The sequence below is a fragment of the Paenibacillus humicola genome, assembly GCF_028826105.1.
GTDB classification, from domain to species: Bacteria; Bacillota; Bacilli; order Paenibacillales; family Paenibacillaceae; genus Paenibacillus_Z; species Paenibacillus_Z humicola.
Window position 1 is genome coordinate 4,417,187 of the sequence record NZ_JAQGPL010000001.1, and the last position, 11,931, is coordinate 4,429,117.

The window sequence follows — 11,931 nt, forward strand, 5'->3', positions numbered from 1 at the left end:
CTTTCATACAGGTGGAGTATATCACAAGCCCGGCCAAACGCGTTTATTCGCCCGAAAGGGGAAGCTGCCTTTACCGGCGGCTTCCCCTGGCATCGCAGCATGATCAGGAATTGCTGGATTCCTTGAGCGTATCGAACCATTCTTTCTTGAGCTCGCTCCAATGCGCGCGCTTCTCGAGCGCGGACCGGAAGTCGTTCCAGGCCGCTTCGAAGGCGGCGGCGTCCTTCGCCATGATGAGCTTGGCTTTGAACTCCTTGCGCACGTTTTCGAGCTCCGGCAAATACTTCTCCCACAGGCCGCCCGGCTTCGCCTTGACCATATCCTGCGGCTCGGCGACGCGGACGCCGCCCATTTTGCCGATCGCCTGCGTGAAGTCGATCGTTTTCTGGCGGCCCTTCGGCTCGGTGACGTCGTAATTCCACCACGGATACCATTCGTTGCTGTAGGACGACGTCATATACAAGCCCGGGTTTGTGCTCGCGACCTTCGCTGCGTCTCCGGAATCGTGCAGCTGCTGGTAATTGGAATCGGTAAACTTCCATTTGCCGAGCGGTTTATCCGTCCAGTTCCAATACACGCCGGCCGGCCCTTCGTTGACGACCTGCTGCATCTCCGGCTTCTGCGTCAGCGTATAATCGTAAAATTTCAAAATCGCGTCGAGATTTTTCGTCTTTTTGCTGATGTAGGTGTCGTTGCCCGGATACGGATTGATGATCTGATTCGTGCCGATCGCGCTTACGCCGTCAACCTTCGGGTACGGAATGGTTTCGTAATACCACGCCGGCTCCGTCGGTCCGTTCAGCACCTCCCAAATATGCGCGTCCATGTTGAAAAATCCCCCGGCGTTCACGGCGATACGTCCGGATTTGCTTTTCTCCCGGTAGCGCTCGGACTTGTCCGTAATCGCTTCGTGATCGAGCAGGTTTTCCCGGTAAAGTTTGTTCATCCACTTGTAAGCGGCTTTGTACTGAGGATCGTCATAAATGAACTGATAGCTGTCGCCTTTCTTTTCCACCGGAATAACGCCGCCGGCCGTCGCCGTCGTCACCCCGAACGTGCTCAAAATGACGTTCTCGTCGTTTGCGTCGGACAGAAAGCTGAGCGGGATCAAGTTTTTGCCCGATGCGTCCTTCTGCTGGGCCGCGAGCTTCAGAAACTTCTCCACGCCGTCGATTGTCTTCAAATCGTCCTTGGTCATGCCGGTTTTCTCCAGCACGTCGGAGCGTACGAACCAGCCGAGAGACGCCCAGCCCGGCCACGGATCGTCCGGATTCTGATCGAACCACGACGGAATCGACCAGATATGCCCGTCCTTGTCCTTCATGGCATCCAAATATTTTTTCGGAATCGATGCCAGCCCGGGGTATTTGTCCGGCATGTTGAAATACTGCTCCAGCGGCAAAATGGTGCCCGAATTGACCATCGCGGAATTGACCACGTCGCCGCGCGAGAAAATCGCGGCGTCCTCGAAGCCGCCCGTGTTCAGCTTCAGGTTGAGCGCCGTCAGCGCATCGCCCTGCGTCGCTTCGAGCTGAACGTCGATGCCCGGCTCCTTTTCCCGCCAATACTTCTGTACCATGCTGTCGTTGTTGATCGTCGCCGACCAGCCAAGCCACAGCTTGAATGATTTGGAGCCCCCGGAATTGGATCCGGCAGCGGCTCCGGTCTCCGCATTCCCGGCGGTACCGCTCCCGCCCGAGCCGCTTCCGCCCGAACAGGCCGTCAGCCCAAGCATGAGCGCCAGCGCCCCTGCCGCAAGCTTTTTCGATGATAACCGATGAAACTTCATGCAAGCCTCCCCTTTCATTCTCTTTCAATTGGTATGTGGTGCTGCCTGATACCCTTTGGTAGCGATCAGCCTTTGACCGAGCCGATCAGAACGCCTTTGACGAAATACCGCTGCAGAAACGGATACACGCACAGAATCGGGATCGCGCTCACCATGACCGTCGACATTTTGATCGACATCAGGGTGACCGTCGACAGCATGTTGCCGCGGGCGATCGCCTCGGCATTGTTGTTCGAGCCGAGCACCGCCGAGATGTCCTGCGCCGACAGCAGCTGCTGCAGGAAGGTCTGCACCGGGATCAAGTCCTGATCCGAGACGAAGAAAGCGCCGGCGAACCAGTCGTTCCAATGCATAACCGCGGTGAACAGCCCGAGCGCCGCCAGCATCGGCTTGGACAGCGGGACGACGATGGAGAGCAGCACGCGCCATGCGCTTGCGCCGTCCATCTCGGCCGATTCCAGCAGCGCCTCGGGAATGCCCTGGATAAACTTCATCATGACAAACATGTTCCAGGCCGAGAACGCGGACGGGATGATGTACACCCAGAACGTGTTGAGCAGCGACAATTGGAACAGCTGAATATAGAACGGAATCAGTCCGCCGCTGAACAGCATCGTAATCAGGACGTAGCCGAGCAGGACGCGCCTGGCCGGCAGCAGCCGGTAAGACAAGCCGAACGCCGCGAGCAGCGTCACGAGCAGACCGGACACGGTCCCGGCAATCGTCCGGGCGATCGTGATCAGATAGGCGTGCCGGATCACGACGTTGCCCAGCACGACCTCGTAGTTATACAGCGTGAACTGCCTTGGCCATAGATATACGCCCCCTTTGGCCGCATCGCTGCCTACGTTCAAGGAAATCGCAAGCATGTACAGGAAAGGGTAAATGACCGACAAGCATAAGAGAAGGAGCACGACATGGATGGCGGTTTGTCCGATTCGGTCCGATGCGGAACGTTTCATGCTTACCAGAGCCCCTCCCCGTTGATTTTGCGCGAGGTCTTATTCGTGATCAGCACGAGCAGGAGACTGATCGCGGAGGACAGCAGGCCGACGGCCGTCGCCATGCCGAAATATCCCTGCTGAAGCCCGCTCCGCAAAATATACGTGTCGAGCACGTCCGCCACCGGCTGATTGGCCGGGTTCATGAGCGGATAAATCTGATCCATGCCGACTGCGATCAGGCTGGGCATGCTCAGGATGAGCACGATCGAGATCGTCGGCAGGATGCCGGGCAGCGTGATGTGCCGGACTTGCGCCCACCGGCCCGCGCCTTCGACTCTCGCGGCCTCGTACAGCTGCGGATCGATGGTCGTGATGGCCGCGAGATACAGGATCGTGTTCCAGCCGACCTCCTTCCACAGGCCGCTCGCCACGATCATCGGCCGGAACCAATCAGTCGAGCCGAGGAAGAAAACCGGCTGGCCGCCCAAGCCCGCGATCATTTGGTTCACGAGCCCGCCGTCCAGCGTCAGCAGCGATTGCAGAATATAGGCCACGACGATCCAGGAGAAGAAATGCGGCAGGTAGCTGACCGACTGCACGAATCGTTTGAAGCCGCTGTGCCGCACCTCATTGATCAGCAGCGCCAGCGCGATCGGAGCGGGAAACCCGAACACGAATTTCAGGACGGCGATATAAATCGTATTCTTCACCACCGACCAGAACTGGTCGTCCTGGAGGAAGGCGAAGTTGTCCAGCCCGACCCACGGGCTGGTCCACATCGTATTGCCGATATGAAAGTTTTTGAACGCCACCTGGATGCCCGCCATGGGGATATAGCTGAACAGAAACAATAAAACGACGGCCGGCGCGATCATCACGTATTGCCAGCGGTATTTGTACAAGCGGTCAAGCATTCGATCACCTCAATACGTCCATTATACGGACGCGGCGAAGTCGTCAGCTACGAGACAACGATTGGATTTCTATTGCGATGATTGGGGAATGAGGCGGGGGTCAATCCACACGGCTTCGTAAAACGAAAAACCCTCAGAAGCAGGCGCTATTTTTTTCAAGCGCTCGTCCCTGAGGGTTTTAATTCGTTTCGCTTCTGTTTTCGTTTAGCCGATCAACGTCATCAAGCTGCGGAATTCCAGCTCCTCGAATTTATTCATCACCTGCGCCCGGTTGACCGCCCAGCCGCATTCGCCCAGCTCCAGCTCGACCGGCGCGTCGCAGCGGATGCGGGCCAGGTCGCGCGACAGATGGAGCATGTCAAGATCAGCTTCGATTTTGGCCCGGACGCTTTTGGACAGCTTGTCCAGGTTGGCCAAAATGCCGTCGACGGAGCCGAATTCCTGCACGAGCTTATGCGCCGTTTTCTCGCCGATGCCGCGCACGCCGGGGTAATTGTCGCTCGTGTCGCCCATCAGCCCCTTGACGCAAATCACCTGCTCGGGCGTCAGCTGCCGCTCCTCCATCAAAAATTGCGGGGTATAGACGGCATAGTTGCCCTGCCCCTTCTTCATGATGACGACCGTGATCCGCTCGTCGACCAGCTGCAGCAGGTCGTGATCGCCCGACAGCACGAACACCTCGGCGTCCGTGCTGTGCCGTTTAGCCAATGTCCCGATGCAGTCGTCCGCTTCGAAGCCGGCGATTCCGATATTCGGAACGCCGAAGCTGCTCACGACCTCCTTCACGAGGTCGAACTGCGGAATCAAATCCTCCGGGGCTTCCGGCCGGTTCGCCTTGTAGCCCTCGTACTGCGACGTCCGGAACGTCGTGCTGCCCATATCCCAGCAGCAGGCGACGTGGGTCGGTTCGAATTTTTGCACCGCATCCATAAAATATTTGACGAAGCCGTAAATCGCATTCACCGGAACGCCGGCGCTTGTCCGCCTCACGGTGCCGCCGTAGGAATTGGCGAAAAACGCCCGGAACAGCAGCGCCATCCCGTCCACCAGCAGCAGTCTTTTCCCTGAACTCTCGTTGCCGTTCATCCTGTTCTCCTCCCGCATTCGTGAACTTATTCTCCCCTGATAAAACGCCCGATTCTGCCCGCCGCTTCCAGGAGCCGCTCCTCCCGTTCCACCAGCGCGATGCGGACATACCCTTCGCCTTCCGCGCCGAACGCATCGCCGGGAACGACGGCGACGCCGGACCGGCTCAGCATTTCCCGGGAAATGCGCCTCGAGTCCCAAGGGATGTCCTGCTCCCAGCGCATCGGGGGAAGCGGGGCCCAGACGAACATGGTCGCTTTGGGCCTCTTAACCCGCCAGCCTTCGGCGGCGAGCGCTTCGAGAAAAACGTCCCTTCTGCGCTCGTATACGGACGCCGCTTTGACGCCTGCGCCTGCCATATCTTCCTTCAGCGCGGTCACGGCCGCTTCCTGCACCGGCAGAAACACGCCGTAATCGATATTCGCCTTCAGCTCGCGAAGCGCGGCGACCGCCGTCCGGTTGCCGGCCAGAAAACCGATCCGACAGCCGGCCATGTTGAAGCTTTTCGAGAGCGAATGGAACTCGACGGCCGTCTCCTTGGCTCCGTCGACCTGCAGGATACTCGGCGGCCGATAGCCGTCGAACGCCAGCTCCGAATATGCGAGGTCATGGACGATCAGCACGCCGTGCCGCTTCGCCGCCTCGACCGCTTTGGCGAAAAATTCGAGTCCCGCCACCGCCGATACCGGGTTGCTCGGAAAGTTCAGCAGCATGAATTTCGCCCGTTTCCAGACGGCCTCCGGAATGGCATCCAGGTCCGGAAGAAATCCGTTCTCCGCGCGCAGCGGCATCGGGTGCGGTTCAACGCCCGCCAGCGCAAGCCCGGCCATATAAACCGGGTAGCCCGGGTCTGGAACGAGCGCGATATCGCCTGGGTCGCATAGTGCCAGAGCCAAATGGCCCAGCCCGTCCTGCGAGCCCATCAGCGAGACGAGCTCGTCGCCCGGATCAATACGGATGCCGAAACGGAAAGCGAGCCATTCCGCCGCCTGCTCCAGAAACGCCGCGCTTCCCCTCGAGCCGGGATAGCCATAGGCGTCAGCCCGCTGAGCTGCCTCGCCAAGCGCCCGCCTTACCGACTCGGAAGGGGGCAGGTCCGGGCTTCCGATGCTGAGATCGATCACGTCCGTCCCCGCGAGGACCGCCTCTCTTTTCCACTCCGCCACCTCGGCGAAAATCGACGAGCCCAGCCGCGACAGCCGGGCCGCCCGCCATGTTTTGTCGTTCAATGTCCGTCCCCTTCCGGCCTCTAACCGCGCCAGACGCGGTCGTATTCGTCTTCCTTGTAGCCGACGGTCGCCCGCTTGCCGTCCGTGACGATCGGTCGTTTGATCAGCCTGCCGTTCGACGCGAGGAGCTCGATGCGCTCCTGTTCGGACAGGCCCGTCAGCTTATCCTTCAGCTTCATCTCTTTGTACGCCTCTCCGGACGTATTGAAAAACTTTTTCGCTTCCAGACCGCTGAGGGCGATCAGCTTCGCCAGCACTTCCGCCGGCGGCGCCTGCTCGAACAAATTGTGCTGCTCGAGCTCGTATCCTTTGCTTTCCAGCGATTTGACCGCGCTGCGGCAGGTGCCGCATTTCGGATACCCGTAGACGGTCAATTTATTCATTCGCTACCCGCTCCTTGCTTTTCCAGCAGAATGCATGTCAGATCGCGATATACCGTTTCGATCCGGTACCGCTATCGCGTAATCGACATGAACTCGGCGAAAATCGTTTTCAAGTCGCCCTGCCCGCCATCCGATCCGATAAAAGTTTGCAGCGCCGTCTCGACCTTGATCAGCATGCCTTGGCGCTTCGAGACGTTTCCCTGATCCTCGGGCACCCTGCCGTCGATCAGGTCGAATCCAAAATTGAGCCCGATATCGGCAATTAAATCGCCGAGCTCTTCCGCTTCGATAAAATCGATTTTTTGGCCGCTCTCCGTCGTCTGCACGATCACCGCCTGCAAAACGCTGGTCAAATCGTCCGTAACGGGATTCGGCACCGGGATTCCGACCTTTAGGCTGGCGTCGATCACGCGGCGCCGGACCGTTTCAAACACTTCCGCCGGCGATACCATATCGTCTCCCATGCCGATCAATTCCTCGCCGTAGTTTTTGACCGTATCGGCGGAGAATCCGATAATCTGATTGTACGGGCCCTGACCGGAAAACAGGTTGGCTTCGTTCAAATAAACGTGGTTATAAATCTGAGCCGAAATTTTATCGATCGTATCGGTTGGCGTTAAATTCACGCCAAGCGCGGCCGCAATCTCTTCCATCCGTCTCTTTTGCGTGCCGAGGTCGCCGCCGTATTTGTTAAATTCGATCTGCAGCGCCCTTTTGAGCGTCGCGTTGCGGATGACGTGCCGGATGTTGTCGCCGCCCTGGAACCCGAGCTTCCCTTTGAGCGCGTCGGACCATTTCGGGCGGGCCAATGAACCGATATCGAATTTCTTTAATACCGGCGTCGTTTTGCCGCCTTTGACATTGCGCGTCTGCGTCCCGAGCCAAGCGCCGAATTGCTGAAGAAACTCTTGGTTCGATCGAAATGTCAAATCGTTGTTCTTGATATAATCGACCAGCCGGGACTTGATGCCGTAGGTTTTAAAGCCGAGCCGCTCCATTTCGGGCATGACGACGCCGGTAAAGAGCGCATTCACCTTGCGGGATCCGTGCGTAATCGTCTCGCCGCCGATGTCGATGACCCGCTGGATCACCGGCTGACCTCCGCGGCTCAGCAGGTGTGTGACGGCGCGGTTGCCGATCGAACGCTGCAGCTGCAGGACATGGCCGGGCGACATCGCCGGCGCCTGACGGCCGGCGCGGACGTTCGCTCCGCCGATGGAAAGCTCCCGGTCTTCCGCGGTCGGCCGGCGCGATGCCGGCCGACCGGTTTTCGTAAACGTGCGCACTCTGTTTCACCTTCCCCCAAAAAAGATGATCATCGCCTGCCGCGTTTTTCGCAAAAAGTCCGCTTAGCAGTCCTGCGCCCGCTAGATCTTCTTCGGCAGCTCGCGAAGCTTTGCTTCGAGCGTCTGCAGGTCCGGAGGGAGCGAAGCGGTGAAGCGCATCCGTTCGCGCGTCACGGGATGCGTAAGCCCGAGCTCGGCCGCATGGAGCGCTTGGCGGGAGGCTGCCGCTTCCAGCTCCGGCGCTAACGGGCCGCACGCTGCCGGATCGGACGCGAAGCCGTACATCGCGTCCCCGATCAGCGGGCAGCCGATATGCTTCATATGAACGCGAATCTGGTGCGTCCTGCCGGTTTCCAGCCTCAGCTTCACCTTCGACGCCGCACGGCTGCCGTACCGCTCGGCAAGCGTATAGTGCGTAACGGACGGATAACCGTCCGGAGTAACGATGCGGATATGCGGCGCCTCGGGATTCCGGTCGATCGGCTCGTCCACCGTTCCCGATTCCGCCGGCGGGCAGCCGTAGACGAAGGCGATATACACCTTATCCATTCCTCCATCCCGATGCTGCTCCGACAGCTGCTGGTGCACGTACGGATTTTTGGCGACGGCCACCAGACCCGACGTATCTTCGTCCAGCCGGTGCACCGGGCGGAAACGGACCGTTTCGCCCCGCTCCCGCCAATGCCAGACGACGCCGTTGGCCAGCGTATGCGTGTAGTGGCCGTGCGTCGGATGCACGACCATGCCCGGCGGCTTGCCGACAACCAGCAGATCGCGGTCCTCGTACACGATATCGAGCGGCATCGGCTGCGGCAAAATATCGTCCGACCGCTCCTGCTCCATCCGCACCGCCAGCAGATCGCCGGCATGTACGCGCTCGTTCGTGTAGACCCGCCGTCCGTTCAGCGTAATTCCCTCCTCCGTCAGCTTAAGCCGGGAAAGCAGCTTGCGGGATACGCCCAGCCGCCGCTCCAGCGCCGTGCGGACGGTAAGGCCCTCTTCGCGCTCCGTAATCCGAACCGCCAGCGGCTCGTAATAGACGGTTTCGCTCATTTGCGGTTTTTGCGAAATACTTCTGCGCTGCGCACGTATTCCGTGTCCGCCACGCCGAGCTTCGCGTTCGCCGACCGGGCGGCCGCGAAGAAATAATCGGACAGCCGGTTGATATATTTGAGCACATCCTCGTTGACCGGCAGCCCGGCGGCAAGCGTCACCGCCCGGCGCTCCGCCCGGCGGCAGACGGTCCGGCAGACGTGCAGCAAAGCCGAGACGGCGCTTCCGCCCGGCAGAATGAACCGCGTCACCTCCGGAGCGGCCGCAATGTGCGCGTCGATCCACGCTTCGAGCCGCTGTACGGGCTCGGCGGTCATTTTGTACGCTTTGCCTTCCGGATCCGCAAAAGCCAGGTCCGAGCCGCAGTCGAACAGCTCCTGCTGAATCTCGAGCAGCTCGGCCGCCAGCTGTTCTAAATTCCCATCCGCCGCTGCCGCAGCCGCAGCCTGGCCGACGAATGCATTCAGCTCGTCGATCGTGCCGTACGCTTCGACGCGAATGTCGTCCTTGCGGACGCGGCCGCCTTTGACGGAGGTCTTGCCCCCGTCTCCCGTTCTCGTATACAGTTTCATCGCTGACTTTCCACCCCTTCGAATCTAACGCGGAACCTTCTCGTTACCCTCAACTATAGCACATTCGGACGCATGCAAGAAGAAGCGGACCGATTTGGCGCACAGCCGCTTGCCTCTTTTGTCCAACCTCCTGTCCTGTTTTGAAAAACCGCCCGTGAAGAAACCTCCGACCGCGAAAATGTGATCTATCATGACACAATTCCCGTAAAGCATCGCAAATGTTACAGAGCACAGCATCATGAGGGTAATCGGGGAAAAAAAGGAAAAAACACGGGTTGTAAGCGATTTTTTGCGGCTATTAACCGTTTGCCGAAAAATAAGGAACTCCCTATTATTATGTTAGGTTTACTAACATTAAAAGATAGACTCCAGGGGGTGCTGCAGGATTCCGTCGAAATTTTGATCCGCCTGTAAGCTGCACGTCATACTAAAAAACATTTTCTGCTAGAAGAAACGGGGAGGTAGTCATGCTTCGAACATTATCCAAATTTACGGGCCTGCTGATGATCAGTCTTTCCTTGGTCTTTACGGCAATGAACGCGCCCGTATTAACATCCGGCGCTTACGCCGAGGGCGCAGCGGATTCGACCGTGCAGACGTCCGTCCAATCCAGTGCGGTCCAGCTGTCCGGCCCATCTTCCGTCAGCATCGGCGAGCCGTTCAACGTTGACGTCACCGTAACCGGAGCAACCTACGCCGCAAGCGCAGGAAAATTTACGTTTACATACGATCCGACCTTGTTCGACTACAACCATGCGGCGCCCGGCGCCTCCGTCAGCATGCTCGGCGAAAACGACGAGCCCGGCAAAGTGACCGTCGTCGCGGCGAAAACGTCGGGAAGCCTGACGGACGGCGGCACCGTGCTGACGCTCGCCTTCACGGCCAAAGCGGCTGCCGATCCAAGCGGCATCGCGGGCTCCGTCGAGCTCGGGCTCGACAATGGAGGCACTTCGGCCACGCCGGAGGATGAGCTTGCGGTCCACATTTCCGGCTCTCCCGAAGGCGATCTGAACGGCAATCTCGTCATCGACGTCGGCGACCTCACCCTTTTGATTAAAAGCTTCGGAACCGGTTCGCAGGATGCCGGGTGGAGCGGCGTTTCCGCAGGCGACTTCAACCATAACGGCGTTATCGACCTGCCGGACCTCGCGTCGCTCGGAAAAATCGTCCTGTACGACAACGGCCAGCCGTTCCATCTGATGGAAACGGATATTATGTCGATTCAAAACGCAATGGCCGCCGGCAAGCTGACGTCGGTGCAGCTCGTCCACATGTATTTGGACCGGATCGCCGCCTACGACAAGCAGGGACCGGCGATCAACTCGATCATCACGGTCAATCCCGACGCGCTGTCGATCGCGGCAAGCCTCGACAAGGAGCGCAAGGAGAAAGGCCCGCGCGGCCTGCTGCACGGCATCCCGATTATCGTCAAGGATAACTACGATACGGTCGGCATGCCGACAAGCGCCGGCTGTACCTGTCTTTCGGACAACCAGACCGTCAGCGACGCTTATATGATTCAAAAGCTCAAGGATGCCGGCGCGATCATCCTGGCGAAAGCGAACCTGAGCGAATTCGCCATCAACACCGATACGAACAGCTCGCTCGGCGGCCAGACGAAGGATCCGTACGATCTGACCAAAAATCCGGGCGGCTCCAGCGGCGGTACCGGCGCGGCGCTCGCGTCCAACTTTGCCGTTGCGGGACTCGGTACCGATACGGGCGGCTCGATCCGCATCCCGTCCTCGTACAACAGCGTCGTCGGCATCCGGCCGACCATCGGCCTGACCAGCCGGGACGGCATCATTCCGCTCGCCCTTTCCCAGGACGTCGGCGGTCCGATGGCCCGGACGGTTTCGGACGCCGCCATCATGCTGGACGCGATCAGCGGCTACGATCCGCACGATATCGCGACGGCCGGCAGCGTCGGCCGCAAGCCGGCCAGCTATACGCAATATTTGGTCAAAGACGGCCTGAAAGGCGCCCGCATCGGCCTTGTGCTCGATACGTCCGTCACGGGGAACAATCCCGAAGTGCTGTCGCTGCTGAACAAAGCCGCCGACGACATGAGGGCGCAGGGCGCCACGGTTATCGGCGTGAACATCCCGAACATTTCGGCGATTTTGCAGTACCCGAGCCTCAGTGGGTACGAATTCAAGTTCAACTTGAACGACTATTTGAGCGATCCGCGACTGGTCGATCCGAATAAGGTCCGCTATCATTCGCTTTCGGACATCATCGCGTCCGGCACGGATTTCCTGCCGTCGCTGGCCAATACGTTGAAAACCCGAAATGCGGTCGAATCGCTCGATACCGAGGATTATAAAGACATCCTGCTGTTCCGGACACGCACCACCCAGCAGTCGCTGCTCGGACTGATGGCGTACAACAATCTGGACGCGATTCTGTATCCGTCGACGACAGGCCCAACGGGAACGAGCTCGGGCAATGCCAATCGGCTCAGTCCGTTCTCCGGTTTCCCGGCGATCAGCCTGCCGGCCGGATTCGTCTCCAGCGGCACCCCGATCGGCATCGAGCTGCTCGGCCGTCCTTACGATGAAGGCGAACTGATCAAGCTGGGCTATTCCTACGAGCAGGCGACGCACAACCGGGTCGCTCCGTCAAGCGTTCCGGCTCTGCCCGGAGGCGAATAACCGTGCCGCGTCAATCCGCTT

General features: G+C 59.4%; 10 protein-coding genes. 1 reads left to right on the forward strand and 9 read right to left on the reverse strand.

Annotated features, from left to right (window positions below; all coding sequences use genetic code 11):
• Positions 1-103: 103 nt before the first annotated feature.
• The 9 genes from PD282_RS20290 to PD282_RS20330 all read right to left on the reverse strand — a co-directional run bounded on the left by PD282_RS20290 (position 104) and on the right by PD282_RS20330 (position 9,256).
• Positions 104-1,789, reverse strand: coding sequence for a type 2 periplasmic-binding domain-containing protein (locus tag PD282_RS20290; RefSeq protein WP_274652634.1), 1,686 nt, complete (start codon positions 1,787-1,789; stop codon positions 104-106).
• A gap of 65 nt (positions 1,790-1,854) precedes the next feature.
• Positions 1,855-2,751 (reverse strand): carbohydrate ABC transporter permease, encoded by an 897-nt coding sequence (locus PD282_RS20295; RefSeq protein WP_274652636.1) that lies wholly within the window; start codon positions 2,749-2,751, stop codon positions 1,855-1,857.
• A gap of 2 nt (positions 2,752-2,753) precedes the next feature.
• Positions 2,754-3,647: an ABC transporter permease gene (locus PD282_RS20300; RefSeq protein ID WP_274652638.1), complete on the reverse strand. Its 894-nt coding sequence runs from the start codon at positions 3,645-3,647 to the stop codon at positions 2,754-2,756.
• 204 nt (positions 3,648-3,851) lie between these two features.
• Positions 3,852-4,733, reverse strand: coding sequence for a 5'-3' exonuclease (locus PD282_RS20305; protein ID WP_274652640.1), 882 nt, complete (start codon positions 4,731-4,733; stop codon positions 3,852-3,854).
• 26 nt (positions 4,734-4,759) lie between these two features.
• Positions 4,760-5,962 (reverse strand): aminotransferase class I/II-fold pyridoxal phosphate-dependent enzyme, encoded by a 1,203-nt coding sequence (locus PD282_RS20310; RefSeq protein ID WP_274652642.1) that lies wholly within the window; start codon positions 5,960-5,962, stop codon positions 4,760-4,762.
• A 20-nt stretch (positions 5,963-5,982) separates the two neighbouring features.
• Entirely contained in the window at positions 5,983-6,345 is a 363-nt protein-coding gene (locus PD282_RS20315) for a Spx/MgsR family RNA polymerase-binding regulatory protein (protein WP_274652644.1), read from the reverse strand.
• 71 nt (positions 6,346-6,416) lie between these two features.
• A complete protein-coding gene (locus tag PD282_RS20320; protein ID WP_274652646.1) occupies positions 6,417-7,631 on the reverse strand; it encodes a hypothetical protein in 1,215 nt (404 codons plus the stop codon).
• A gap of 81 nt (positions 7,632-7,712) precedes the next feature.
• Positions 7,713-8,684 carry an RluA family pseudouridine synthase gene (locus PD282_RS20325; protein WP_274652648.1) on the reverse strand — a complete coding sequence of 324 codons (972 nt, stop codon included), beginning with the start codon at positions 8,682-8,684 and terminating at the stop codon, positions 7,713-7,715.
• Positions 8,681-9,256 carry a cob(I)yrinic acid a,c-diamide adenosyltransferase gene (locus PD282_RS20330; protein ID WP_274652650.1) on the reverse strand — a complete coding sequence of 192 codons (576 nt, stop codon included), beginning with the start codon at positions 9,254-9,256 and terminating at the stop codon, positions 8,681-8,683. The genes PD282_RS20325 and PD282_RS20330 overlap by 4 nt, the downstream gene beginning before the upstream one ends.
• A gap of 467 nt (positions 9,257-9,723) precedes the next feature.
• Between PD282_RS20330 and PD282_RS20335 the strand changes: the two genes are divergently transcribed.
• Positions 9,724-11,910 (forward strand): amidase family protein, encoded by a 2,187-nt coding sequence (locus PD282_RS20335; protein ID WP_274652652.1) that lies wholly within the window; start codon positions 9,724-9,726, stop codon positions 11,908-11,910.
• The last annotated feature ends 21 nt before the right edge of the window (positions 11,911-11,931 follow it).

Bases quoted from the DNA above. Each gene is read 5' to 3' on its own strand.
- PD282_RS20335 (WP_274652652.1), top strand. From the start codon at position 9,724: ATGCTTCGAACATTATCCAAATTTACGGGCCTGCTGATGATCAGTCTT.
- PD282_RS20290 (WP_274652634.1), bottom strand. From the start codon at position 1,789: ATGAAGTTTCATCGGTTATCATCGAAAAAGCTTGCGGCAGGGGCGCTG.
- PD282_RS20305 (WP_274652640.1), bottom strand. From the start codon at position 4,733: ATGAACGGCAACGAGAGTTCAGGGAAAAGACTGCTGCTGGTGGACGGG.
- PD282_RS20325 (WP_274652648.1), bottom strand. From the start codon at position 8,684: ATGAGCGAAACCGTCTATTACGAGCCGCTGGCGGTTCGGATTACGGAG.
- PD282_RS20300 (WP_274652638.1), bottom strand. From the start codon at position 3,647: ATGCTTGACCGCTTGTACAAATACCGCTGGCAATACGTGATGATCGCG.
- PD282_RS20295 (WP_274652636.1), bottom strand. From the start codon at position 2,751: ATGAAACGTTCCGCATCGGACCGAATCGGACAAACCGCCATCCATGTC.
- PD282_RS20315 (WP_274652644.1), bottom strand. From the start codon at position 6,345: ATGAATAAATTGACCGTCTACGGGTATCCGAAATGCGGCACCTGCCGC.
- PD282_RS20330 (WP_274652650.1), bottom strand. From the start codon at position 9,256: ATGAAACTGTATACGAGAACGGGAGACGGGGGCAAGACCTCCGTCAAA.